This is a genomic window from Nocardia sp. NPDC051756 (genome assembly GCF_040681495.1).
GTDB lineage: Bacteria > Actinomycetota > Actinomycetes > Mycobacteriales > Mycobacteriaceae > Nocardia.
In genome coordinates this window covers 1,071,807-1,094,852 of sequence record NZ_JBFAYV010000001.1, presented here as the reverse complement: position 1 = coordinate 1,094,852, position 23,046 = coordinate 1,071,807, and the positions used below count along the sequence as shown (strand labels likewise).

The 23,046-nt window shown below is 68.5% G+C and carries 28 protein-coding genes; 14 read left to right on the top strand and 14 right to left on the bottom strand.

The features are described from left to right. Window positions 1-101 precede the first annotated feature (101 nt). Both AB0M22_RS05430 and AB0M22_RS05425 read left to right on the top strand, forming a co-directional pair. Entirely contained in the window at window positions 102-767 is a 666-nt protein-coding gene (locus tag AB0M22_RS05430) for a TrkA family potassium uptake protein (protein ID WP_364721367.1), read from the top strand. A gap of 2 nt (window positions 768-769) precedes the next feature. Continuing rightward, complete coding sequence (locus tag AB0M22_RS05425; protein ID WP_150405938.1) at window positions 770-1,441, top strand: TrkA family potassium uptake protein; 672 nt, start codon at window positions 770-772, stop codon at window positions 1,439-1,441. A 33-nt stretch (window positions 1,442-1,474) separates the two neighbouring features. On the opposite strand, the gene AB0M22_RS05420 is transcribed toward AB0M22_RS05425, so the two are convergent. From AB0M22_RS05420 to AB0M22_RS05410, 3 genes are all read right to left on the bottom strand, one after another. Then, window positions 1,475-2,098: a sigma-70 family RNA polymerase sigma factor gene (locus tag AB0M22_RS05420; RefSeq protein WP_364721363.1), complete on the bottom strand. Its 624-nt coding sequence runs from the start codon at window positions 2,096-2,098 to the stop codon at window positions 1,475-1,477. A 166-nt stretch (window positions 2,099-2,264) separates the two neighbouring features. Next, window positions 2,265-2,975 (bottom strand): DUF3159 domain-containing protein, encoded by a 711-nt coding sequence (locus AB0M22_RS05415; protein WP_364721360.1) that lies wholly within the window; start codon window positions 2,973-2,975, stop codon window positions 2,265-2,267. 3 nt (window positions 2,976-2,978) lie between these two features. Beyond that, entirely contained in the window at window positions 2,979-3,356 is a 378-nt protein-coding gene (locus AB0M22_RS05410) for an OB-fold nucleic acid binding domain-containing protein (protein WP_040736821.1), read from the bottom strand. Between the two features lie 128 nt (window positions 3,357-3,484). Between AB0M22_RS05410 and AB0M22_RS05405 the strand changes: the two genes are divergently transcribed. Further along, a complete protein-coding gene (locus AB0M22_RS05405) occupies window positions 3,485-4,192 on the top strand; it encodes an alpha/beta hydrolase (RefSeq protein ID WP_364721356.1) in 708 nt (235 codons plus the stop codon). Here the strand turns inward: AB0M22_RS05405 and AB0M22_RS05400 are convergent. Further along, entirely contained in the window at window positions 4,189-5,016 is an 828-nt protein-coding gene (locus AB0M22_RS05400; RefSeq protein WP_364721353.1) for a DUF3710 domain-containing protein, read from the bottom strand. The two genes, AB0M22_RS05405 and AB0M22_RS05400, sit on opposite strands and share 4 nt — an antisense overlap. After that, entirely contained in the window at window positions 5,016-5,504 is a 489-nt protein-coding gene (dut, locus tag AB0M22_RS05395) for a dUTP diphosphatase (protein ID WP_364721350.1), read from the bottom strand. Before dut ends, AB0M22_RS05400 begins: the two co-directional genes overlap by 1 nt. 79 nt (window positions 5,505-5,583) lie before the next feature. Between dut and AB0M22_RS05390 the strand changes: the two genes are divergently transcribed. Then, window positions 5,584-6,069 (top strand): DUF3093 domain-containing protein, encoded by a 486-nt coding sequence (locus AB0M22_RS05390; RefSeq protein WP_364721696.1) that lies wholly within the window; start codon window positions 5,584-5,586, stop codon window positions 6,067-6,069. A gap of 15 nt (window positions 6,070-6,084) precedes the next feature. On the opposite strand, the gene AB0M22_RS05385 is transcribed toward AB0M22_RS05390, so the two are convergent. Beyond that, on the bottom strand, window positions 6,085-6,387 hold the full coding sequence (locus AB0M22_RS05385; RefSeq protein ID WP_364721347.1) for a DUF4193 domain-containing protein: 303 nt from the start codon (window positions 6,385-6,387) through the stop codon (window positions 6,085-6,087). 407 nt (window positions 6,388-6,794) lie between these two features. Between AB0M22_RS05385 and cei the strand changes: the two genes are divergently transcribed. Continuing rightward, the gene (cei, locus tag AB0M22_RS05380; RefSeq protein WP_150405932.1) at window positions 6,795-7,472 is read left to right on the top strand and encodes an envelope integrity protein Cei; all 678 of its coding nucleotides are present in this window, start codon (window positions 6,795-6,797) and stop codon (window positions 7,470-7,472) included. A gap of 67 nt (window positions 7,473-7,539) precedes the next feature. On the opposite strand, the gene AB0M22_RS05375 is transcribed toward cei, so the two are convergent. Next, complete coding sequence (locus AB0M22_RS05375; protein ID WP_364721343.1) at window positions 7,540-8,463, bottom strand: inositol monophosphatase family protein; 924 nt, start codon at window positions 8,461-8,463, stop codon at window positions 7,540-7,542. 169 nt (window positions 8,464-8,632) lie between these two features. Between AB0M22_RS05375 and ppgK the strand changes: the two genes are divergently transcribed. The 5 genes from ppgK to AB0M22_RS05350 all read left to right on the top strand — a co-directional run bounded on the left by ppgK (window position 8,633) and on the right by AB0M22_RS05350 (window position 13,096). Beyond that, window positions 8,633-9,391 carry a polyphosphate--glucose phosphotransferase gene (gene ppgK, locus AB0M22_RS05370; protein WP_364721340.1) on the top strand — a complete coding sequence of 253 codons (759 nt, stop codon included), beginning with the start codon at window positions 8,633-8,635 and terminating at the stop codon, window positions 9,389-9,391. Window positions 9,392-9,677: 286 nt separating this feature from the next. Further along, window positions 9,678-11,042: an RNA polymerase sigma factor gene (locus tag AB0M22_RS05365; protein WP_364721337.1), complete on the top strand. Its 1,365-nt coding sequence runs from the start codon at window positions 9,678-9,680 to the stop codon at window positions 11,040-11,042. A 208-nt stretch (window positions 11,043-11,250) separates the two neighbouring features. Then, the gene (locus AB0M22_RS05360; RefSeq protein ID WP_364721334.1) at window positions 11,251-11,478 is read left to right on the top strand and encodes a hypothetical protein; all 228 of its coding nucleotides are present in this window, start codon (window positions 11,251-11,253) and stop codon (window positions 11,476-11,478) included. Between the two features lie 306 nt (window positions 11,479-11,784). Next, window positions 11,785-12,618: a hypothetical protein gene (locus tag AB0M22_RS05355; RefSeq protein ID WP_364721332.1), complete on the top strand. Its 834-nt coding sequence runs from the start codon at window positions 11,785-11,787 to the stop codon at window positions 12,616-12,618. A gap of 40 nt (window positions 12,619-12,658) precedes the next feature. Then, window positions 12,659-13,096: a hypothetical protein gene (locus AB0M22_RS05350; RefSeq protein WP_364721329.1), complete on the top strand. Its 438-nt coding sequence runs from the start codon at window positions 12,659-12,661 to the stop codon at window positions 13,094-13,096. A 5-nt stretch (window positions 13,097-13,101) separates the two neighbouring features. On the opposite strand, the gene eutC is transcribed toward AB0M22_RS05350, so the two are convergent. From eutC to eat, 3 genes are read right to left on the bottom strand one after another with little or no spacing between them, the layout of a single operon-like run. After that, a complete protein-coding gene (eutC, locus tag AB0M22_RS05345) occupies window positions 13,102-13,995 on the bottom strand; it encodes an ethanolamine ammonia-lyase subunit EutC (protein ID WP_364721326.1) in 894 nt (297 codons plus the stop codon). Continuing rightward, entirely contained in the window at window positions 13,995-15,404 is a 1,410-nt protein-coding gene (locus AB0M22_RS05340; protein WP_364721323.1) for an ethanolamine ammonia-lyase subunit EutB, read from the bottom strand. Before AB0M22_RS05340 ends, eutC begins: the two co-directional genes overlap by 1 nt. Beyond that, window positions 15,401-16,822, bottom strand: a complete 1,422-nt coding sequence (gene eat / locus AB0M22_RS05335) for an ethanolamine permease (protein WP_364721321.1) — start codon at window positions 16,820-16,822, stop codon at window positions 15,401-15,403. Before eat ends, AB0M22_RS05340 begins: the two co-directional genes overlap by 4 nt. Before the next feature lie 172 nt (window positions 16,823-16,994). Here eat and AB0M22_RS05330 point away from each other — a divergent pair, with 172 nt between their 5' ends. Beyond that, window positions 16,995-17,762 (top strand): rhomboid-like protein, encoded by a 768-nt coding sequence (locus AB0M22_RS05330; protein WP_364721318.1) that lies wholly within the window; start codon window positions 16,995-16,997, stop codon window positions 17,760-17,762. Here the strand turns inward: AB0M22_RS05330 and AB0M22_RS05325 are convergent. Next, window positions 17,752-18,936, bottom strand: a complete 1,185-nt coding sequence (locus AB0M22_RS05325; RefSeq protein ID WP_364721315.1) for a cation:proton antiporter — start codon at window positions 18,934-18,936, stop codon at window positions 17,752-17,754. The two genes, AB0M22_RS05330 and AB0M22_RS05325, sit on opposite strands and share 11 nt — an antisense overlap. Before the next feature lie 5 nt (window positions 18,937-18,941). Next, window positions 18,942-19,424: a cation:proton antiporter regulatory subunit gene (locus tag AB0M22_RS05320; protein ID WP_150405922.1), complete on the bottom strand. Its 483-nt coding sequence runs from the start codon at window positions 19,422-19,424 to the stop codon at window positions 18,942-18,944. A gap of 92 nt (window positions 19,425-19,516) precedes the next feature. Here AB0M22_RS05320 and AB0M22_RS05315 point away from each other — a divergent pair, with 92 nt between their 5' ends. After that, window positions 19,517-20,713, top strand: a complete 1,197-nt coding sequence (locus AB0M22_RS05315) for a histidine kinase (RefSeq protein ID WP_364721312.1) — start codon at window positions 19,517-19,519, stop codon at window positions 20,711-20,713. After that, on the top strand, window positions 20,710-21,357 hold the full coding sequence (locus AB0M22_RS05310; RefSeq protein WP_364721307.1) for a response regulator transcription factor: 648 nt from the start codon (window positions 20,710-20,712) through the stop codon (window positions 21,355-21,357). The genes AB0M22_RS05315 and AB0M22_RS05310 overlap by 4 nt, the downstream gene beginning before the upstream one ends. Window position 21,358: 1 nt before the next feature. Here the strand turns inward: AB0M22_RS05310 and AB0M22_RS05305 are convergent, their stop codons facing one another. After that, window positions 21,359-21,718 (bottom strand): DUF952 domain-containing protein, encoded by a 360-nt coding sequence (locus tag AB0M22_RS05305; RefSeq protein ID WP_364721304.1) that lies wholly within the window; start codon window positions 21,716-21,718, stop codon window positions 21,359-21,361. 272 nt (window positions 21,719-21,990) lie between these two features. Between AB0M22_RS05305 and AB0M22_RS05300 the strand changes: the two genes are divergently transcribed. Then, window positions 21,991-22,185 (top strand): hypothetical protein, encoded by a 195-nt coding sequence (locus AB0M22_RS05300; RefSeq protein ID WP_150405918.1) that lies wholly within the window; start codon window positions 21,991-21,993, stop codon window positions 22,183-22,185. 48 nt (window positions 22,186-22,233) lie between these two features. Here the strand turns inward: AB0M22_RS05300 and AB0M22_RS05295 are convergent, their stop codons facing one another. Beyond that, window positions 22,234-23,031 (bottom strand): TetR/AcrR family transcriptional regulator C-terminal domain-containing protein, encoded by a 798-nt coding sequence (locus AB0M22_RS05295; protein ID WP_364721301.1) that lies wholly within the window; start codon window positions 23,029-23,031, stop codon window positions 22,234-22,236. Window positions 23,032-23,046 lie beyond the last annotated feature (15 nt).

The following is a 23,046-nucleotide window of genomic DNA, read 5'->3' as shown; positions in this document are numbered from 1 at the left end:
CCGGCGGAGGGGGAACGTGGCCGATGGAATGGTTCGACGGGTACCGTTCGACCGAACAATTAGCAGACCGAACGCTTGGTTCCAGGAACGAGGGTGCACGGGTGTACGTAGTGATCATGGGTTGCGGGCGCGTCGGCTCGGCGCTGGCCCGTGCCCTGGTCCGGGTCGGCCACGAGGTCACCGTGATCGACCGGGATCCGGCCGCCTTCCTGCGCCTGGGCCAGGACTTCACCGGCGAGCGGGTGACCGGCGTCGGCTTCGACCGAGATGTGCTGGTACGCGCCGGAATCGAGCGGGCCGACGCGTTCGCCGCGGTCTCCTCCGGGGACAACTCCAACATCATCTCCGCGCGGGTGGCCAGGGAGATGTTCAGCGTCGAGCGGGTGGTCGCGCGCATCTACGACGCGAAGCGCGCCGCGGTCTACGAGCGGCTCGGCATCCCGACCATCGCCACGGTGCCCTGGACCACCGACCGGTTCCTGCGCGCGCTGATCGGCGACAACACCACCACCACCTGGCGCGACCCCACCGGCACGGTGGCTGTGACGCAGCTGACGCTGCACGAGGACTGGTATGGCCGGACCGTGCGCGATCTGGAGCGCGAGGTGAGCGTGCGGGTCGCGTTCATCATCCGGTTCGGCCAGGGCCTGCTGCCGGACAGCAAGACCATCGTGCAAGCCGACGACGTCGTCTATGTCGCCGCCACCTCCGGTTCCGTGGGTGAGGCCATCGCATTGGCAGGCAAGCCACCCGTGAGCGAGGACTGAACATGAAAGTGGCCATCGCCGGGGCCGGCGCCGTCGGCCGATCCATCGCCAGGGAGTTGCTGCGCGGTGGACACAACGTCATGCTGCTGGAACGGCAGCTCGATCACATCGAGCCGGAGGCGATCCCGGACGCGGTCTGGGTGCACGCCGACGCCTGCGAGCTGGCGCTGCTCGAGGACGCCGGACTGGAAACCTACGAGGTGGTCATCGCGGCCACCGGTGACGACAAAGCCAATCTGGTGCACAGCCTGCTCGCCAAGACCGAGTTCGGCGTGCGCCGAGTGGTGGCGCGGGTGAACGATCCGCGCAACGAGTGGCTGTTCGACTCGTCCTGGGGGGTGGACGTCGCGGTGTCCACCCCGCGCCTGCTCGCCTCGCTGGTCGAGGAGGCGGTCACGGTCGGCGATCTGGTGCGGCTGATGACGCTGCGGCAGGGTCAGGCCAATCTGGTGGAGATCACCCTGCCCGGCGACACCGGACTGGCCGGAAAGCCGGTGCGCACCCTCACCCTGCCGCGCGACGCCGCCCTGGTGACGATTCTGCGCGGCGGCCGGGTGATCGTCCCGCAACCGGATGATCCGTTCGAGGGCGACGACGAGCTGCTGTTCGTGACCTCGGTGGAGGCCGAAGAGGATCTGCGGGTCGAGCTGGCCAACCATGGCATCAAGCCTTGACTCCCCGACAGGGCTGATGCGCGGCGGTCGGGACTAGGCGACCTTCAGTTCCGCGCGCAGCTTGTTCAGCGCGCGATGCTGCATCACCCGGACCACGCCGGGGCTGGTGCCGATCGCCTCGGCTGTCTGCGCCGCCGACCAGCCGAGCACGATGCGCATGACCAGCACCTCGCGATGAGCGGGGGCCAGGATCTTCATGAGCTCTTTGGTGGCCGCGCGGCGTTCGAGCGCCAGCGCCCACTCCTCCGGGCCGGCCTCGGTGGACGCGGTGTCCGGCATCTCGGCCATCGGGTAGGTGGGGTGCTGCTGGGAGCGGCGGAACGCGTCGGCCACCTTGTTCGAGGCGATGCCGTAGACGAAGGCCAGGAACGACTTGCCCTGATCGCGGTAGCGTGGGATGGCGTTGACCGTGGCGATCAGGATCTCCTGCACCACGTCGTCGGCGGTGACCTGCAGGTGCGCCGTATTGCCAAGGCGCGCACCGCAGTACCGGCGGACCAGCGGATGCACGACGCGGACGATCTCGGTGACGGCGTTGCGGTCGCCCGCGGCGGCGGGGCCGATCAGCTTGTCCAGTTCGGCCGCCACCCGGCGGCTTTCCGACAGGGCCGGATTGTGGTTCTTCGGCAATGCTGCGGTGTTGTGCTCGGTAGCCACGTCCGAGTCCTTTCCTACGATCGTGCGCTGTTTTCCGTACGCAACGATCGTCTGACGAACTCGGGCTTCCCTCCAGGCACCCCAGGGTGGGTAACCCCCCACCTCGGCGGTGGGAGTTACCCCACCCCAAGGGGTTTTCGCGGCCCGGACCCGCGAAGTTAACGCGCTACGCGGGCTCGGCCACGGCGGTTTTGGTGGGCATGTGCCCCGCGCGCCGCACGGCCCACACGGTGACCGCCAGCGCGACCGCGGTGAGCGGCCAGCCCATGGCGATGCGGGTGAACGCGAGCCAGCCGGTGCGGTCGGTGTCGTAGAGCTGTGACTGCACCAAGTAGCGGGCGCCGAAGACGAGCACCCAGGTGGAGGTCGCGAGGTAGTACAGGCGCTGCACGCGGCGATCGCTGCGCCAGTCGGTGCCGTGCCCGTTCAGCACGCCCCAGATGACGCCGACCAGCGGCCAGCGCACCAGCATCGAGATCAGGAACACGCCCGCGTAGACCAGGCTGGTGTAGATGCCGAACAGGAAGAAGCCCTTGGCCTCCCCCATCCGGTAGGCGATGAACGCGCAGATGCCGACGCCGAGAAAACCGGAGATGGCGGGCTGGATGGGACTGCGCCGGATCAGGCGCCAGACCAGGATGAGCGCGGCCACGCCGAGCGCGGCCCAGATCGCCGCGGTCAGCCCGGCGAAACTGTTCACGGGGACGAACACGACAACCGGGACGGTCGAATAGATCAGGCCGCTGAAACCGCCCAACTGCTCGAGCAACGTCTGCTCGGCCGCTACCTCTTCAGGGTCGAGAGCCTCGGTGGGCTCGAGCTGTTCGGTCGAGGGGGTCTGTTCGCCCGTGGGGGCGTTGTCGTTGCTCGATGGCATACGTCAGCTGTTCCCGCGCAGTTCGTAGTAGGGGTTGTAGATAACCTTGCGGCCGTCTCGATCTCCGACGCGACCGCGAACCAAGATACGCCGTCCCGGTTCGATACCGGGGATGCGCCGACGGCCGATCCAGACCAGGGTGATGGCATCGGTTCCGTCGAAGAATTCCGCTTGCACAGTAGCGCCCGCGGACTTCGAACACGCTTCGACACTGCGCAGCTTACCGAGCATCGTGGCTTCGTCGCCGCGGCGACACTCCGACGCGCGGCACGCTCCGGAAGCCTCCGATTTCTCGGCAAGCTCCTCGGCGTCCAACTGGTCGAGATCCTCGGTCAGTCTGCGGCCCAGACGTCGAAAATACCCTGAGGCAGCGGATGACATTTCGCACGCTCTCCTGCATAGAGCAGACAGTGTGGATCGCACACCATCGTGGATTCTCAGCACGACCGGCGGTGGACGTACACCCGCCACTGTAGATGCCCCAGCACACCCCCGCTACGCTCGGACCGGTGTTCGACTCCCCACACTCCGTGTCGGCCGCCCACGTCGTCGTGGCGCTGCCGGGAACCGGATCCGACGCGGATTTCGCTCATCGCGCGTTCGAACCCGCTTGCCGAGCGCGCCGTCTCGACGTGGTGGCGGTGCAGCCGGACCCGCAGGGTGTCGTCGCGAGTTACCAGGCCGCGCTCGATGCCGCGGCCGCGGCGGGACCGATTGTTGTGGCGGGAATCTCGTTGGGTGCGGCGGTCGCGATCGAGTGGGCGGCCGAGCATCCGGAATCGACGATCGGCGTGATCGCCGCGCTGCCCGGCTGGACCGGGCCGGACACCACGGCCTGCCCCGCCGCGCTGAGCGCGTCGGTGACCGCGACCCGGTTACGGGCCGACGGGCTGGACGCGGTGATCGAGCAGATGCGGGCGAGCAGCCCGCGCTGGCTGGCCGAGGCGCTCACCCGGTCGTGGCGGTCGCAGTGGCCGAATCTGCCTGCGGCACTGGAGGAAGCGGCGCACTACAAGTGGCCGGGCACCGAACGGCTCGGCACCCTGGAGGTGCCGGTGGCCGTGGTGACGGCGGTCGACGATCCGGTGCACCCGTTCGCGATCGCCGAGGAATGGGCGGCGCTGATCCCGCGGTCCGCGATCCGCCGGATCACCCTCGCCGAACTCGGCGCGGATCCGGCGATCCTCGGACACACGGGATTTGCCGCGCTCGGTTAGTTCAGACCCAGCTGCTGCATCGCGGAACCATCGGCGCCGCGACGCGGTCCCTCTGGCATCCGCGGCGGCACGGCCTGCGGGGCCGCCGCCTGCGCGGCAGCCTGCTGTTGTTGCGCGTCGGCCTGCGCCTGGTGCGCCGCGGCCAGCTGTTCGGCCAGTTCCTGCGGCAGCACCACGGGTAGTGGCTCACGCACGGGCAACGGATCGTCGCCGCGCCGAATCACGGTCTCGCGCAAGATCGCCCGGGCCGCCGCGACCAGCGGGCTGCCGTCGTTCGACGCGCCCGACGGGCCCGCCGCGACCAGCCGAACCATCCAGCGCGGTCCGTCGACCCCGATGAAGCGCAGGTCCGCGCCCTCGGTGATGGCGAGCAGCTCACGACCCCACGGGCCGGTTTCCACCGCGACCCGCGCGCCGTCGTTGCGCAGCGAATCGGCGAGATCCGCGGCCACCGTGCGCCATTGACCGGCCGACTTCGGCGCCGCGTAGGCGGCGACGGTGAGCCGGCCGTGCTCGGTGGCCAGGTGCACCGCCTGCGGCGTGCCGTCGGGGGTCATCTCGACCTGCAACTGGCCGCCTTGCGGCACCGGCAGGATCACCGAACCGAGGTCGAGGCGCTGATCGGTGACCTGCTCGAGCAGCTCGGACACCTCGGCGAAGTCGTACGGACCCGACTTGCCCGCCCCGGCGTCGCGGTAGTTGCCCGCGACGATCGGGTGTTCATCGGTGTCGTAGTCGTCTTCGGTGTACTCGTCGTCTTCGGTGTACTCGTCGTCCAGATACTGGTCGTCGTCGACGGATCTCTTCTTGCCGAAAATTCCCATCACGCCTCCTTGGCGGCAGCCTGGCCGGCCTCGGCCAGGCTCGCGTGACCACCGCTGGACCCGTAACCGCCCGCACCGCGCGCGGTCTCGTCGAGGGTGTCGACCTCGACGAAGTCGACCAGTTCCACCCGCTGCACCAGCAGCTGCGCGATCCGGTCACCGCGGCGCAGCTCGATCGGCGTGCGCAGGTCGTGGTTGATCAGGCACACCTTGATCTCGCCGCGGTAGCCCGCGTCGACCGTGCCGGGGGTGTTCACCACGGACAGCCCGGTTTTGGCCGCCAGGCCCGAGCGCGGATGGATGAGTCCGACCGTGCCGACCGGTAGCGCCACGGCGACACCGGTGCCGACCAGCACCCGTTCCCCCGGTTCCAGGATGACGTCTTCGGTGGTGCACAGGTCCACGCCGGCGTCGCCGTGATGGGCGCGCGCGGGCATGGGGATGCCGGGATCCAGCCGCAGCAGAGGTATCGGTGAAAGGGCGGTCACGTTGGTCGAGCCTACGCGTTGACCAGTCAGTGTCGTGAATTAGTGTTGAGTCGTGTCGGACCAGCCCAACCCCGTGAAGATGGACGAGAACCAGCAGAGCCTGCCGCCGTACCGCGAGCGCCTCTGGGTGCCGCTGTGGTGGTGGCCGGTGGCGTTCGCCATCACCGGGCTGCTGGCCGCCGAAATCCATATGGGCGCACCGGGATTGCGGGCCTGGCTGCCGTATGTGCTGCTGTTCCCGGTACCGGTGTGGGTGCTGCTGTGGCTGAGCCGCCACCGGGTCGAGGTCATGCCGGACGCGTCGGGCACGCCCGAGCTCCGCGCCGACCGCGCCCACCTGCCGGTGAATTTCGTCGCCCGTGCGGCCGTCGTCGCCCGCACGGCGAAGAGTGCGGCGCTGGGTCGTCAGCTCGACCCCGCCGCCTATGTGCAGCATCGGCCGTGGATCGGGCCGATGGTGCTTCTCGTGCTCGACGACCCGGACGATCCGACGCCGTACTGGTTGGTCAGTACGCGTCGCCCGGAACGGGTCCTAGCCGCGCTGGGGCTGCCCAGCGCGGGCTGATCACCTCGAGCTAACTCAAGCGCCGCAGTCCATGCAGATCAGCTGTCCACCCTTCTCGCTGGCCAGCCTGCTCCGGTGGTGCACGAGGAAGCAGCTGGAACAGGTGAACTCGTCGGCCTGCTTCGGGATCACCCGAACGCTCAGCACTTCATCGGACAGGTCCGCGCCGGGAAGCTCGAACGACTCCGCGGTATCGGATTCGTCGATATCCACGACGGCGGACTGTGCCTCGTTACGACGAGCCTTCAGCTCCTCCAGCGAATCTTCCGACACATCGTCGGTTTCGGTACGCCTCGGTGCGTCATAGTCGGTTGCCATGTCGTCTTCCCCTCGTCCTTACTTCGTATATCCCGGACCGGATTGCTCACACCGATTCCTGCTGGAACCGCCGTGACTCGCACCGCCCCGCCGGTGGTGCACGTCACACGTACACCGCTCACCCATCAGGTCGGATCGGGCTGATCCACTCCGGATAGCGCTCGGTAAACGCAGGACATGCCCTACTTGTTCCCGCGACCGACCACCAATTTCGCCACCGGCGATTCGATCTGGGCCGCCAGACAATAGCGGACCCCAGCACAAAAGTCGCAATCAAAACACAGACGATTCGAAACCGACGGGTAATCGACACCATCCGTCGAACTCCCCGAGACCTTCCGCGACCCGATCGACCCCGGGACGGCCTGCCGTCACCGGGTAGCGCCACCTTTTCGTAGAGTGTGCTGGTGGTTTCACTGATCACCGAAGGCCGCCCCGTGGATTCCCAGGGCAGGCCCTTCCTCCGACGGCGCCCGCAGCCCTGGCTGATCATGCTCGGCATCGTCACGCTGATCTGCACGATTGTGTGGGTCAAGGCGTTGACGACGACCGAGCACGACACCAGCGCGATGGCCTGCAACTCGCCGAGCCCCGCCACCGAGCCGGGCGCTCAACCGGCGGCAACGCTCGGGCAGCGGGTCGGCGCGAGCCGGCTACAGGACGTGGAACCCGCGCCGCTGGCGGCCAGCCGGGTGCGCGTGCTCAACGCGAACAACCAGCGCGGCCAGGCCGCGCACGTCGCGGCGCAGTTCGGTGACCTCGGGTTCGCCAGCGCGCCGGGAACGCAGTACGGCAACGATTCGGTATACGTGAACGGCGATCTGGAGTGCACCGGTCAGATCCGGTTCGGCGTGAACGGCCGCCCGGCCGCCGCGTCGGTGCAGCTGGTCGTGCCGTGCGCCGAGCTGATCGAGGATCAGCGGGCCGACGAGACGGTCGACATGGTGCTCGGTTCGCTGTTCCGCGACATCCGCCCGAGCAACGACGCCGAGGAGGTGCTGCGGTCGCTGAAGAACCCGGCGCCCGGCAACAGCACCTCGATCGACATCAAATTGCTCGAGGCCGCCCGGCAAGCTCGCTGTTAGCCGGCAACGTGAAAGCCCGATCGGCGCTGCTGCACCGATCGGGCTTTTTTGCTGTCCAGCGGCCCGCCTAGCGGTCCGGGATCGGCTCGGTCGCCCCGACCCGATCCAGCAACGCGAACAGCTCCTCCGCGATGCCAGGGGCCGCGGCGATCACCAGATCGCCCGCCTCGCCCGGATTGGTGGCGGGCGGCAGCGTGAGCAGAGCGCCCGCCTCGGCCGCGATCAGCGCGCCGGCGCCCCAGTCCCAGGCGTTGAGGCCGTGCTCGAAGTAGGCGTCCACCCGGCCGGCCGCGACGTGGCACAGGTCGAGCGCGGCCGCGCCGAAGCGGCGAATGTCGCGCACCTGCGGCAGGATCTCGGCGATCAGCTGCGCCTGCCGGGTCCGCCGATGCTTGCCGTAGGCAAAACCGGTGGCCACCAACGACATCGAGACGGTGTCGACCGGCGTGCAGCGCAGGTGCTCCACCGCGCCCTCGGCGTCCACCCGGATCGCACCGAGCCCGAGCCCGGCGCTGTAGGTGGCCCGCCGGGCGACGTCGACGACCGCGCCGGCGACCGGGCGGCCGCCGCGCATCGCGGCCACCGAGACCGCGTAGCCGGGGATGCCATACAGGAAATTCACCGTGCCGTCGATTGGGTCTACTACCCAGTGCACGATGTCGGCCGCGGAGTCGGCCAGACTGCCGCCGCCCTCCTCGCCGAGGATCGGATCGCCGGGGCGCTGCTCGGCGAGCAGGCCGCGGATCAGCTCCTCGGTTTCGGTGTCCACGATGGTCACCGGGTCGGTCGGATGGGCCTTGGCCTGCACCGCGCCCTCGGCGGGCCCACTGGCCTGACCGAAGACCTCGGGACGGCGGGCACGAACGTGCGCCGCGGCGGTTTCGGCGAGGTCGACCGCGACTCTGCGCAGTTCAGCCTCGTCGCCACGGGCGACGATGATCTCGGAGGTGTAGTCGGACACGGGCGATGAGGTTTCCGGCACGCTCTCCATCGGATCACAGATCCTCGGGAACGCGCAGCATCGATCGCGCATTACTCTTGTCGTGCACGACACAACGCCGTCGTCGGGCACACCACCGCAGCGCCCTTCGCGGCCTGGTGCGGCCTTGTGCGTCGGTGTTGTGCTCCACACCGGCCAGCACAGGAACGAGGGCTCAGTCATGTCCGCTCGGGGGCACGCATTCGGCATCGATATCGGCGGCAGCGGCGTCAAGGGTGGCGCGGTGGATCTGGCGACCGGTGAGCTGGTCCACGAACGGATCAAGATCGCGACACCGCAGCCGTCGACCCCGCAGGCGGTCGCCGACGCGGTGGCAAAGCTGGTCGCGCAAGCCGATTGGGACGGCCCGGTCGGCATCACCCTGCCGTCGGTCATCCTGGACGGGGTCGCGCGCACCGCGGCCAATATCGACAAGGCCTGGGTCGGCACCGACGCCCGCGCGCTGTTCTCCAACACCCTCGACGGGCGCGAGGTGACCGTGCTCAACGACGCGGACGCGGCGGGCCTGGCCGAGGATCGCTACGGCGCGGCAAAGGATTTCGCCGGACTGGTGCTGCTGCTGACCTTCGGCACCGGCATCGGCTCGGCCCTGCTCTACCACGGCACCTTGGTGGCCAACAGCGAACTCGGCCACCTCGAGGTCGGCGGCATGGAGACCGAGCATCGCGCCGCCGCCTCGATCAAGGATCGCGACGGGCTGAGCTTCGAGCAGTGGGCCGCCGAGGTGAGCACGGTGCTGATCGGCCTGGAGAATCTGTTCTGGCCGAAGGTGTTCGTCGCCGGCGGCGGCATCAGCCGCGACGCCGACCAGTGGATCCCGTTGCTCACCAACCGAACCCAGGTGATCCCGGCGCATCTGCGCAACACCGCGGGCATCGTCGGCGCGGCCATGGCGATCGACGCGGGCATCGCGCCGTGATCATGTCCGGCAACCCTCCGACGCGCCGCCGACAGACGGTATAACGTGGGTGGATACAGCCAATCAACGCTTCACCGGTCTCGTCATGTGGCAACCAGCTGAGCTTGCGAAGCGCCGCCTCATGCATGGTGGCCATAGGTACCCTGGTTAGATCGTTACAATGGAACGTGCCCGGTGTTGAGCCGGTGAAACCCGACCGGCCTTCCGCCGGTGAAACCCGACAGACCGCTCCGCCGGAAGACCACTCTGGCGTGACGCCGCACGAGACCGTCACGAAAGGGCGTACGTGGTAGCCACGAATACCCGTCAGACCGCCGATTCGGCCGAGGCCGATTCCGCAGATGTAACCGAAGCACGGCCGGTCCGTAAGGCGGCTGCCGCGAAGAAGGCTCCGGCGAAGAAGGCCGCTGCCAAGAAGGCGCCTGCGAAGAAGGCCGGCGCCAAGGCGCCCGCCAAGAAGGCTGCCACCAAGAAGGTGGGAGCCGACGGCGAGCCAGGCCCCGATGACGCGGGCGACGACGAGTCGCTCGACGTCGCCGACCTCGGCGATCTCGAGGTCTCCGAGGACGACCTGACCGAAGAGGCCGAGGACCTGGTCGTCGAGGAGGTCGCCGAAGCCGCCGAGGAGGAGGTCGAGCCGACCGCCGCCGACAAGGCCTCCGGCGACTTCGTCTGGGACGAAGAGGAATCCGAGGCGCTCCGGCAGGCTCGCAAGGACGCGGAGCTCACCGCGTCGGCCGACTCGGTGCGTGCCTACCTCAAGCAGATCGGCAAGGTCGCGCTGCTCAACGCCGAAGAGGAGGTCGAACTCGCCAAGCGGATCGAGGCCGGCCTCTACGCGGCGGAGAAGGTGCGCGAGTTCACCGAGCAGGGCGAGAAGCTGCCGGTCGCGATGCGCCGCGACTACACCTGGATCGTCCGCGACGGCAACCGCGCCAAGAACCATCTGCTGGAAGCCAACCTGCGCCTGGTGGTCTCGCTGGCCAAGCGCTACACCGGCCGCGGCATGGCGTTCCTCGATCTGATCCAGGAGGGCAACCTGGGTCTGATCCGCGCCGTCGAGAAGTTCGACTACACCAAGGGCTACAAGTTCTCCACGTACGCCACCTGGTGGATCCGGCAGGCGATCACCCGCGCCATGGCCGATCAGGCCCGCACCATCCGTATCCCGGTGCACATGGTCGAGGTCATCAACAAGCTCGGTCGCATCCAGCGCGAACTGCTCCAGGACCTGGGCCGCGAGCCCACCCCGGAGGAGCTCGCCAAGGAAATGGACATCACGCCGGAGAAGGTGCTGGAGATCCAGCAGTACGCGCGTGAACCCATCTCGCTGGACCAGACCATCGGCGACGAGGGCGACAGCCAGCTCGGTGACTTCATCGAGGACTCCGAAGCCGTGGTCGCCGTGGACGCGGTGAGCTTCACCCTGCTGCAGGATCAGTTGCAGTCGGTGCTGGAGACGCTGTCCGAGCGCGAGGCGGGCGTGGTCCGGCTGCGCTTCGGCCTCACCGACGGCCAGCCGCGCACGCTCGACGAGATCGGCCAGGTGTACGGGGTCACCCGTGAGCGCATCCGGCAGATCGAGTCCAAGACCATGAGCAAGCTGCGCCACCCCAGCCGCTCACAGGTCCTGCGCGACTACCTGGACTAGGTTGTTTCGAAGCCCGCATTCGTTGCGCCGCTACTGTTTTCAGCGGCCCGGCGGATGCGGGCTTTGTCGTTTCCCGACCCGCACGCGGGGTCGGCCTCGACGGGGTCCATCGAGGTAGACGCCGTGGCGACCGCTATGGTGGCGGTGCTACATCGTCTCGTTTCTCTCGCTTGGTCCGGCTCCACCCTGATCATTCCTGGAGGACAAAGTGCGTGTTCTGCGTTCCCTGTTCATTGCCTTCGCGATCACTGCTGTGCTGGCCGTGGTCGGTTTTGTCGTTCGTGCCCAGGCCGCGCCCGCGCCGACCCCCACGGTCACCCAGGTCGAGGTCATCGATTCCGAAGAGAAACTGGTCAAGCAGGCCGCCGCACGCGCGAAGAGCGCTGCCGCACGCGCCGACGCCGCGATGAAAGCCTCGCGTACCAACGGAGCGTGACCGAGCCGGTGCGCCGGCCCTGCCCTTGATCGGGCAAACCGACCGCAATGATTTAACGGAATTCATTGCTCTAAAAACGCTGGGCTGTCAGGATAGTTCCCATGCGTCGCGCTGCGGTCATGACTCGACTATCGCCCTTCCGGTCATCGATCTGACGATCGCGCTCTCGCCGACCAGGTCGAAGGCGCCGTGACCGTCGCCGACGCCGGATAGCGGCCGCCGCTTTCCGTCCTGGCACCAAAACGGTTATGTCGCGCCTCTTTTCGGTTCATTTCTGGCAAAAGACATACCGATATCAGGTGCCTCGTGACTACGAACGACCGCAATATCGACACGCGACGACTGCCCTTGCTCGTCCGCAAACCCACCCAGCGCCTGGTCCTCGAGCTGATGGACGCGGCAGCAGGCACACGCACCGGCATCCTGCGCGTGGCGGGTGACCCCGGTGGCGACTTCCGGGTCGAGGGCGGGCAGATCGTCGCGGTCCACTCCGCCGGGGCTCCCGGCGTTTTCGAACTGCTGGCACGCCCGGGGCGCGGGCCGACCGGTGACGCCGAACTACGCGCGGTGACCGCGATGGCGGCGGTCGACGGCGCGTTCGCGATCGCGGCCGGATGGCTCGACAGCTGTTTCTGGGCGGAGACATCGACCGCCGCACCCGCGGGAGTCGCCGGTATCGAGCCGGGCTGGCTGCTCGCCGAGACCGAGTGGCGACTGCGGGCGCTGGCCCAGACCAGGGTGTCGCCCCACCGAAACCGATTGCTGCTCAGCGAACTCGGCAAAACCAGGGCGGCCACCGCGGCGACGTCGCCGCGACACGAGATTCTTCGGCAGGTGGACGGGCAACGCACCTGCCGCGATATCGCATTCCTGCTGTACCGAAGCCTGTACGCGGTCACCGTCGAGGTCTCCCGGCTGCTCGCCGAAGATCTGCTGCTGGTCCCGCCGCCCGACCATGACCGCAGGGCGGACCGCATGCCGCCACCCGACAGCGCGGACCCGCGGCCGCTACCCCGCCGCCGACGCGGAGCCAGCGGCATCAACGACGTGCTCCGTCCACGTCCGCCGCAGCCTGTCCTGAGCCGTTCGCCGCTGGACCCCACCCGGGCCGGCCCCGCCCTGGCTCCCGATTCGCCGTGAATGTCACCAGTCCGCCGCAGGCGGAAACAGAAGGGATGCAATGAGTATCACCGAAGGTACGACGCCAGGAACCCTGACCGATCGGATCGGTTCGCTGGTGAAGATGCTGCGCGCCGATGTCCCGGAATGTGTCGCCTCCGGCGCGATCGACCTGTCCACGGGCATGCTGCTGGCGGTCGAGACGCTCGACACCCACCCGGCGGAGGTCCTCGATCTGCTCTCGGCCGCGACGCTGGACCTGTTCCAAGGCCGCAACGTCGTGATGATCGAGGACATCTGGAAGGAACGTCGTGGTGTCCGCAGCGATCGGCACTATTTTCAGGAAATCCTGGTGAACAGCGACAATCTGACCCATCTCTTCCCCAGGACCGGAAGCCGCGGCGATGTCGTGATCGTCGTCGTCTGCCGCAAGACGGTGAACGTCGGCATGCTGTTCGCCCAGACCAGGCGCGTGGTGCGGGACACCGGGCAGCTATGACCGATTCACCGTGGGTGCGCGTCTTCCGGTAGGCGCACACCCGCGTTCTCGATCGGCACGATCTCGCCGGTGCCGAGCGCGTCGGCGCGTGAGGTGTCCTTGAGATCGACTCCCGAGCGGCCGAGCACGCGCGCGCCGGAGACCAAGCCCGCGACCACCTTTGCCGCCTGCCGGTAGCCGAGACCCTCCGGCGGGTGAATGTTGGAGATGCAGTTGCGATCGGCGTCCGTGCGACCTGGGTGGGGCACATGGGTCAGGTAGATGCCGAGGCTGTCGGCCACCGACAGGCCGGGGCGTTCACCGATCAGCACGACGACCGTGGCCGCCCCCATTGCCGCGGCGATGTGGTCGCCGAGGGCCACGCGGGCCTGGGTGGCGATCACCGGGGCGGCGAGCGAGTAGCGGGGTGCGAGTTCCTCGATCAGGGCGGCGAGCGTCGCGGGGCCGTGGTCGGTGAGGGCGCGCGGGGACAGTCCGTCGGCCAGGACGAATCCGATCTCGGCGGCACTGTGCGGCACCTCGGACACATCAGACTTGGTTGCGGGATCGGAAGATTCGGCGGGCAGCCGGCCGAGATCGGGTCGGCGCAGGTACTCCGCGCGGTCGCCGGCCCGGCTGCGCACGTGCACGGGTTCGCCGAGGCCGAGGGCGGCGACCCGCTCCCCCAGCGCGGGTACGTCCAACGGCAGGTGGACCGCGTCGCGCGCCGCCGAGTGGGCGGCGCGGAATTCCAGCACCCGTGCGGTGGGGAGTGCGTCGCCGGTACGGCCCAAGCCGATCCGGGATTGGGTGCTGCGCCGGAGATCCTGCCAGAATTGCTGTGCCGCAGCACTTTCCGCTTCGGCGTCCGATTCATCCAGCGACGCAACAACTTCCAGCCTGGTGCTCCTCCGCTTCATCAGGCACCCGCCAACGCGCGTAGCGGCGACGCGAGCGGCTGCACCGGCAGCACCCGGCCCGCCGCGTCGATCATGCCGAGCCCGGCCAGCCAGGACTCGAATTCCGGTGCGGGACGCAGGTTCAGGACGCGCCGCGCGTACAGCGCGTCATGGAAGCTGAGGCTCTGATAGCCGAGCATGACGTCGTCGGCGCCGGGGACGGCGATGACGAACGCGCAACCGGCCGCGCCCAACAGCGTCAGCAACGTATCCATATCGTCCTGGTCGGCCTCGGCGTGATTGGTGTAGCAAACGTCCACACCCATCGGCAGCCCGAGCAGCTTGCCGCAGAAGTGGTCTTCCAGCCCGGCGCGGATGATCTGCTTGCCGTCGTAGAGGTACTCCGGGCCGATGAAGCCGACGACCGTATTGACCAGCAGCGGGTCCAGGTCGCGGGCCACCGCGTAGGCGCGGGCCTCCAGGGTCTGCTGGTCGACCGGCTTGCCGCCGGTGCCGAGATGCGCACCCGCCGACAACGCCGAACCCTGACCGGTTTCCAGATACATCACGTTGTCGCCGACGGTGCCGCGACGCAACGACCGGCCCGCCTCGTTCCCCTCGCGCAGCAACGAAATGTTCACGCCGAAACCGGCATTCGCGCCCTCGGTGCCCGCCACCGACTGGAACACCAGATCGACCGGCGCACCCGCCTCGATCAGGCCGATGGTCGTGGTCACGTGCGAGAGCACACACGATTGGGTGGGGATGTCGAAGCGGACCCGCACCTCGTCCAGCAGGCTCAGCAGGTCGGCGGTGGCCTGCGGCGAATCGGTCGCCGGGTTGATCCCGATCACCGCGTCGCCGCAGCCGAGCAGCAGCCCGTCGAGGGTGGCGGCGGCGATGCCGCGCGGGTCGTCGGTGGGATGGTTCGGCTGCAACCGGGTGGCCAGCGTGCCGGGCAGGCCGACGGTGGTGCGGAAGCCCGCGGTGACCACGGCGGCCCTGGCGACGGCGATCAGATCCTGATTGCGCATGATCTTGCTGACCGCGGCGACCATCTCCGGCGTGAGACCGGGCGATACCGCGCGCAGGACGGCCGCGGCACCGGCGCCGGCCGCGACGGCCAGCAGCCAGTCCCGCAGTCCGCCGACGGTGAGCTGCGAAATCGGCTGGAACGCAACCCGATCGTGGGTATCGATGATCAACCGGGTGACCTCGTCGGTCTCGTACGGCACCACCGGTTCGTCGAGGAACCGGGTCAGCGGCACCTCTGCCAGCGCCCACTGGGCGGCGGCCCGCTCGGCATCCGAACTCGCCGCGCAGCCCGCCAATTCGTCGCCGCTGCGCAGCGGGGTGGCCTTGGCGAGCAGTTCGACCAGCCCGTCGAACTGGTAGGTCGCTCCGCCGAGTTGCTGTGTGTAGGAGGTCATTCCAGCTCCTCCTCGGCCTCGGCCAGCATCGCGAATTCCTCGTCCGGGGAGTTGGCCACCAGCCGGTGCCTGCTGTACAGGCCGAAGTAGGCCATGAACGCGCAGAACGCGACCAGCGTCCAGGTCGCCGCGACCGGATCGACCAGGAACGTGGCAATCACTGCGGCACAGGCGATCACGAGCGCGAACGCGGTAGTCGCGATGCCACCCGGCGTGCGGTACGGCCGCGGCATGTTCGGTTCGCGGACCCGGAGCACGATGTGGCTGACCATCATCAGCACGTAACTGAGCGCCGCGCCGAACACGGCCATGTTCAACAACATCGCGCCCTTGCCGGTCAGCGACAGCGCGAAGCCGATCACGCCGGGCACGATCAGCGCGAGCACCGGCGCCTTGCGGGCGTTGGTCACCGACAGGCTCGTCGGCAGATACCCCGCCCGCGAGAGCGCGAAAGTCTGCCGGGAGTAGGCGTAAACGATGGAGAAGAAGCTGGCGACCAGCCCGGCCAGGCCGATGTAGTTCACCAGTTTCGCCGCTCCGCTGTCGCCGAGCGCCTCGACCAGCGGATTGCCGGAGGTCGAAATGGCTTGCGCGCCAAGTGCTCCGGTGGCCAGGAACAACACGGCCGCACCGGTGACGATCAGCACGAGCATCGCGCTGATGATCCCCTTGGGCACGTTCTTCTCCGGTTCCCGCGCCTCCTCGGCGGCCAGCGGCACACCCTCGACGGCCAGGAAGAACCAGATCGCGAACGGCACCGCGGCCCAGATCCCGAACACCCCGAACGGCAGGAACGACGAGCTGCCAACGGCATTCGGGTCCGCCGGGATATCGGTCAGATTGCCCGTCTCGAACAGACCCCACGCGGACACCGCGAACACCAGCAGCCCGACCAGCGCGATCGCGGTGATCACGAACATCGCCTTGAGCGCCTCCCCCGCCCCGGTCAGGTGCACCCCGATGAACAGCGCGTACACCGCCAGATACACCCACCAGCCGTCGGTGATCCCGAACAGGTTCAACGATTCGACATACCCGCCGATGAACGTCGCGATGGCCGCGGGCGCGATCGCGTATTCGAGCAATACCGCTGTGCCCGTGGCGAATCCGCCCCAAGGACCGAGCGCACGCCGGGCGAAGGTGTAACCACCGCCCGCGGCGGGCAATGCCGCCGACAACTCCGCCATGCCGAGGACCATCGCCAGGTACATGCCCGCGATCAGCACGGTCGCGATGAGCAGACCGCCGAAACCGCCCTGCGCGATGCCGCTGTTCCAGCCCGCGTAGTCACCGGAGATCACATAGCTGACGCCGAGCCCGGCCAGCAGCACCCAGCCCGCCGTGCCCGAACGCAACGTCCGCTTGGCCAGATAATCCGTCCCGGCGGCACCGGTCACCTGCACATCCTCGATCGTCATAGGCGCTACGCACTCCTCGTCCACATACCGTTTGGTCGGTGGACCAATTCTTGGGAGTGTTTGTTGCCCGGGTGTGAAACGACGTTACGGACGCGGTGTCGCCACCGGTGACACAGCGCACACACAGGCGGGTCGCAGGGTCACGCACAGCCGGACACGGCACACTTGGTCGGTGATTGCCTCCGCCCCGGTCCGGTTTCGGTCACCCTGGACGCAGACCATCGATCTCCGCACCGAAGCTCGCGTCGCGTGGGACTGGCTGCGCCGTCCCGGGTTGGCGCATCGGGTGCTGCCCGCGATCCGCGAGCACCTGGGCGCGGCGCCGGCCAGCACCGCCTACGCGTTCACCGTGTTCGTCACCTGGTGGACCTTGCGCGGGGTCGGCGACTCGGTCGAACGCAGGCTGATCTTCTCCGCGTCGACCAACCTCTACAACATGCGGCACAACCCGGTGCAGGTGCTGGTCGCCTCGGCGTTCTGGACCGACGGCGGCTTCCCGTGGACCACCATCGCCGGCTTCCTGATCGTGATGGCCTACGCGGAACGCTGGCTGGGCACCACCCGCTGGATCATCCTGTTCGCCACCGGGCACATCGGCGCGACGCTGCTCACGGTCACCGGCATCTCGCATGCCATCGATCACGGCGTCATCCCGCGGGTGGTGGCAGTCGCGGCGGATGTCGGCACCAGCTACGGGTTTTCGGCGGTGCTGGCGGCGCTGACCTACCGGTTCCGCGGACTGGTCCGGCTGCTGTGGGCGGGCACGCTCATCCTGGTGCTGGTCGCGGCGCTGTGGATCGGACCGACGTTCACCGACTACGGCCACCTGTGCGCGTGTTTGATCGGGCTCGCGGTCGGCGGGCTGGCGACCGTGGTCGGCCGCTGGGTGGAGCAGAAGACCGCGGCGAAAGCCGAAGCCGCCGCCGCGCTCACGGAGTGACGGGGGCAGGCTTCAATCGGCGCTGCACCAACCCGACGACCGGCTCGACGACGCGCGCCGCGATCGGGCCGAGGATCGCCATCAGCAGCACGTAGGCCGAGGCCAGCGCCGCCAGCTCCTTGTCGACGCCGCCCATGGTCACCGCCAATCCCGCGATGACGATGGAGAATTCGCCGCGCGCGACCAGCGCCGCACCGGCCCTGGCCCGGCCCATCGGCCGGATGCCCTGCCTGCTCGCCGCCCACCAGCCCGTGCCGATCTTGGTCAGCACGGTGATCACGGCCAGCGCGATCGCCCAGCCGAGCACCGGCGGGATCGCCTGCGGGTCGGTGGTGAGCCCGAAGGCGACGAAGAAGATCGCCGCGAACAGATCGCGCAGCGGTTCCAGCAGTTTCGCCGCCTCGTGCGCGGTCGAGCCGGAGATGGCGATGCCGAGCAGGAACGCCCCGACCGCCGCGGACACGTTCAGCGCCGAGGCGACGCCGGCGACCAGCAGCGCCGCGCCGAGCAGCTTCAGCAGGAACACCTCGTTGTCCGAGCTGTCCACGATGGCCGAGACGTAGCGGCCGTAGCGCAGCGCGACCACCAGCACGACCGTGATCGCGGTGAGCGCGATCGCCAGCGATTTCGCGCCGCTGGCGAAGCTCAGCCCGGCCAGGATGGTGGTGAGGATCGGCAGATAGACCGCCATCGCCAGGTCCTCGAACACCAGGATCGACAGGATCACCGGGGTCTCGCGGTTACCGAGCCGCCCGAGGTCGTTGAGCACCTTCGCGACGATGCCCGAGGACGAGATGTAGGTGACGCCGCCCATGGTGACCGCGCCGACCGCGCCCCAGCCGAGGATCAGCGCGACGATCACACCCGGCGTCGCGTTCGCCACGATGTCGACCAGGCCGGCCGCCCAGGATCGGCGCAGACCGGTCATCAGTTCCGGCGCGGTGTACTCCAGGCCGAGCAGCAGCAACAGCAGCACCACGCCGATTTCGCCTGCCACGTGGCCGAATTCGTTGGCGGCACTGAGTTGGATGAAGCCACCCTGACCGAAGGCGAGGCCGCCGATCAGGTACAGCGGAATGGGGGACATGCCGAAGCGACCAGCCACTCGCCCGAAGGTGCCGAGGACAAACAGAATCGCTCCGAGCTCGACCAGGGCGAGCGCGGTTCCAGTCATCGGTTTCAGCCGTGCGTGAGAATCTTGGCGGCGGCGTCCAAGCCGTCCGGGGTACCGACGACGACGAGCACATCGCCTGAGGTGAAGGTGAAGTCCGGCCCGGGTGAGGGATGCAACTGGCCGGCCCGCATCACCGCGACGATCGACACCTTGGTGCGGGTGCGCATCGCGGTCTCGCCGAGTGTGCGTCCCTCGTAGGGCGATTCGTCGGCGATCGGCAACTGCCGGGTGGTGATGCCAGGAAGGTCACTGTGTTCGTCGTTCAGCTTCGCGACCAGCTGCGGCGCGCCGAGCAGGTTGGCCAGGACGGCGGCCTCGTCGGTGCTCAGCGGGATCTGCGCGGCGCAGGCGTCGGGATCGTCCATTTTGGAGACGATCAGGTCGATGTCGCCATCGCGATGCGCGACCACGCCGATCCGGCGGCCGGAGCGGACCTCGAAGTCCTTGCGGACTCCGATCCCGGGTAGGGCTGTCACGTCGACATTCACTCGTTCAGATTAGACCGATGTCCGATTCACTCCGCCGCGCGGTCATCACTTCGGCGGATGGCGCCTGGTCAGGGCTGTGCTGAGATGGAGGCGTGCGGCAATGGTCGGAACTCCCCGGAACGGCGCGCGACGCGGTGGGCGTGCTGCTGTCGTTCGCCGCGGGCACCGGGCTCTATGTCGCGAATCTGTACGCCCTGATCGATCGCGGGACGGACGTGTCGCTGCCGACGCGGCTCGCGGTATTCGCGCCGCTGTGCCTGTTGACGATGGGCCGTCGCCGAATGCCGGTGCTGGCCATGATCGTCGGGCTGGCGCCGCTGCTGATCGACATCCGCCTCGGCCCGTCGGTGCCGGTGTGGATCCTCTACGGCGACCTGATCTACGCGGCCGTGCTGTATTCGGCACGGCGGACCTCGCGGATCACCATGGTGGTCTGGTCGGTGTTCTCGGGGCTGATCGTGATCCTGACCCTGGTCCGCACCGGCGATCTGCGCGCGGTCTCGATCGCCCTGGTCGTGGTGTTCGCGTTCATCGCGACCCCGCTGTGGTGGGCCAACTCGGTGCGCACGCACAAGGAGATCGCCGGCGCCGAACGCGCCCGCGCCCAGGCGCTCACCCTGGTCTCCGAGCTCGATCGCCGCGCCGCCATCGCCGACGAACGCACCACCATGGCGCGCGACCTGCACGACGTGATCGCCGGGCACCTCTCCGCCATCGCCATCCAGTCCGAGGCCGCGCTGGGCGTGCTGGCCCGCAAAGACGCCGATCCGGCGGTCACCGGGATCATGCGGTCGATCCGGACCAACAGCGTCAGCGCGTTGCAGGAGATGCGCACCATGATCGGGCTGCTGCGCAGCGACGGCGACGCGGTGGACGAGGTGGCCGCGCCGCGCCGGCTGGCGCAGCTGTCCCTTCTGGTCGAGGCGGCCCGCGCGGCCGGGATCAGCGTGCGGGTGCGCGAAACCCTCGACGGCACCGAACTTCCCAGCGCGGTCGATCAAGCCGCGTACCGCATCGTTCAGGAGGCATTGACCAACGCCATGAAACACGCACCGGGGCAAGAGGTCGACATCGAGGTGGGCACGCGGGACGCGGAACTACGGGTGCTGGTGCGCAACCCGATGGCGCCGGTCACGCTGCGCCGCACCGAGAACGGCGAGCCGCACCGCGGCCTGATCAACATGCGCGAGCGCACCGCCGCGCTCGGCGGAAACTTCACCGCCGGACCGGATTCCGGCCGCTGGGAAGTGCTCGCCGAGCTGCCGCTCTCGACGGCGAGCAGGCCATGACGATCCGGGTGCTGATCGCCGACGATCACGCCGCGATCCGGGCCGGGCTGCGGATGATCCTCGACGCCGAGGACGACCTCGAGGTGGTCGGCGAGGCGGCCGACGGTGATGTCGCGGTCGCGCAGGCCAAGGCGCTGCGGCCGCACGTGGTGCTGATGGACGTGCGCATGCCCGGCGTGGACGGCATCACCGCGACCGAGCGGATCACCGCCGACGAGCTGGGCAAGGTGCTGATCCTGACGACGTTCGATCTGGACGAGTACGTCTTCCGGACCTTGCGGGCGGGAGCGTCGGGGTTCGTGCTGAAGTCGTCGTCGGGGCAGGCACTCATCGACGCCGTCCGCAAGGTGGCCGCCGGGGACGGCGTGCTCGCCCCGGAGGTGACCCGCGCCGTGATCACCGCGTTCGCCGCGACGAATACCGATGTGCACGAACCGGAACCGAACGGGTTCGGCGACCTCACCGAGCGCGAACGCGAGGTGCTCGACTGCCTCGGTGACGGGCTGTCCAACGCACAGATCGCCGGTCGCCTGTTCATCGGCGAGACGACGGTGAAGACGCACGTGTCCCGGGTGCTGACGAAACTCGGTGTGCGGTCGCGAGTTCAGGCCGCCATCGTGGCGCGCGAGGTCCGCGACCGCTGACTCACTTGGCGAGTTGGGCGAACACGCCGTCCGGACCGGGCTGGAATTCCTCGACCGCGATCACCGCGCCGGTCGGCAGCGGGCCGTACAGATGCGGGAACAGCATCGATTCCGGGTCGGTCGGCACGCCCGGCTCCCACTTCACCGGTGCGCCCAGCCGGGCCGGATCGAGCCGGAGCAGGACCAGGTCACGCCGTCCGGAGAAGAGCCGGTTGGCGGGCAGATGGGCCTGCTGCGGGGCGGACAGGTGGATGAACCCCACCTCGTCGAGCGACGACGCGCGATACTCGCCCGTTTGCCGGGCGGAAAGCCACTCGCCCAAAGTGCATATGTGAACAAGCGTGTGAGTGTCGTGGGTCACGGGTAATCTCCCGGTAGACAACTGGATCGGCCTGTTCGAGGTGGTGACCAAACGGAGTTCGTAGCGTGACCTGGAATGTTCGCCTGTAGCGAAATCCCTGGTCGTGTTATCGAAAACACACTGAATCACTCACGGGAACAAAGCCCCCGTCCCGAACGTCTGACAGAGTAGTCATACCACTGCTGGGAAGTAGCGGTAGCGAGCCCGCGGAGTGACCACGGGCCCCACACCAGGCGAACGGTCTGTGAACCGGGAGCCAGGACGGAGGAGTCATGCCAGGAACCCTGACTAGCACCCCACTGACCGCGGTCGATCGTTGCGACCGCTGCGGGGCGGCAGCACGAGTGCGCGCCGTTCTGCCCGCAGGTGGCGAGTTGCTCTTCTGCCAGCACCACGCGAACGAACACATGGATCGACTGCGTGAGCTGGAAGCCGTGATCGATACGGAATCCGCTCCCGCGATCTGACCAACTCCTCGCGTCCTGAGATAACAACATCCGACAACAGAAAACCGTTTACCGCAGCGGGCGATCCTCGGATCGCCCGCTGTCGGTGTGTTCAGGGGTTTTCCGGTCCCCCAGGATCCCGTCCAGCAGGCGGTCCAGGCCGTAGTCGAAGGCGTCGTCCGGGTCCGCGGGGGCCTGGTACAGCTCACCGGCCGCCTGCCCGACCCTCGACGACAGCGGAAACAGACTGGACGGCATGGCCTGAGTGAGCAAGGGGCCGTGCACCTCCCACCACTGCGCGTCGGTCATCGCCTGCGTGTCCCGCTGCGCGCCGACCGCGACACGCGCGTTGCCGGTGGCGAATTCGGACAAAACGGCGATCACCCGATCCAGCTCGACATCCGGCAGGCCGATGCCGTCGATGGCCGCGAGCTGCCGTTCGTAGCGGCGCATTCGACCGGGGCCGATCACCTGACGCCACAGCGACACTTCCAGCAGCCACGGATGGGCGATCAGCTCAGCGCGCGTCTGGCGGGCAATGGCGGCCATCCGCGCGCGCACCGGCAGATCGGCCGGGATCGGCGGGTCCTCGTCGGCCACCGCGTCGACCATCAGCACGGTCAGCGCGTCCTTGCTCGGCACGTAGGTGTACAGGCTCATCGGGCGTAAGCCCAGCTCGGCGGCGACCGCGCGAATGGACACCTTCGCGTAACCGTCGCGATCCGCGAGCGCCACCGCCGCGTCGACCACCGCGTCCACACTGACCGCCGGCTTCGGTCCGCGGGCGCCCGGCCGCGGCGGGAGTTCGTGTCGCCACAGCAGGCTCACCAACTGTTTGGCCTGCTCAGCGACGGATTCGTCGGGCAAGGGGCTCCTCGGAAC

Coding starts and splice junctions, on each gene's coding strand:
- ppgK (WP_364721340.1), top strand. CDS start 8,633: ATGTCCGCTCGGGGGCACGCATTCGGCATCGATATCGGCGGCAGCGGC.
- AB0M22_RS05400 (WP_364721353.1), bottom strand. CDS start 5,016: ATGGGAATTTTCGGCAAGAAGAGATCCGTCGACGACGACCAGTATCTG.
- AB0M22_RS05350 (WP_364721329.1), top strand. CDS start 12,659: ATGAGTATCACCGAAGGTACGACGCCAGGAACCCTGACCGATCGGATC.
- AB0M22_RS05390 (WP_364721696.1), top strand. CDS start 5,584: ATGGACGAGAACCAGCAGAGCCTGCCGCCGTACCGCGAGCGCCTCTGG.
- eat (WP_364721321.1), bottom strand. CDS start 16,822: ATGACGATCGAGGATGTGCAGGTGACCGGTGCCGCCGGGACGGATTAT.
- AB0M22_RS05340 (WP_364721323.1), bottom strand. CDS start 15,404: ATGACCTCCTACACACAGCAACTCGGCGGAGCGACCTACCAGTTCGAC.
- eutC (WP_364721326.1), bottom strand. CDS start 13,995: ATGAAGCGGAGGAGCACCAGGCTGGAAGTTGTTGCGTCGCTGGATGAA.
- AB0M22_RS05310 (WP_364721307.1), top strand. CDS start 20,710: ATGACGATCCGGGTGCTGATCGCCGACGATCACGCCGCGATCCGGGCC.
- AB0M22_RS05385 (WP_364721347.1), bottom strand. CDS start 6,387: ATGGCAACCGACTATGACGCACCGAGGCGTACCGAAACCGACGATGTG.
- AB0M22_RS05300 (WP_150405918.1), top strand. CDS start 21,991: ATGCCAGGAACCCTGACTAGCACCCCACTGACCGCGGTCGATCGTTGC.
- AB0M22_RS05425 (WP_150405938.1), top strand. CDS start 770: ATGAAAGTGGCCATCGCCGGGGCCGGCGCCGTCGGCCGATCCATCGCC.
- AB0M22_RS05375 (WP_364721343.1), bottom strand. CDS start 8,463: ATGGAGAGCGTGCCGGAAACCTCATCGCCCGTGTCCGACTACACCTCC.
- AB0M22_RS05410 (WP_040736821.1), bottom strand. CDS start 3,356: ATGTCATCCGCTGCCTCAGGGTATTTTCGACGTCTGGGCCGCAGACTG.
- AB0M22_RS05415 (WP_364721360.1), bottom strand. CDS start 2,975: ATGCCATCGAGCAACGACAACGCCCCCACGGGCGAACAGACCCCCTCG.
- AB0M22_RS05325 (WP_364721315.1), bottom strand. CDS start 18,936: ATGACTGGAACCGCGCTCGCCCTGGTCGAGCTCGGAGCGATTCTGTTT.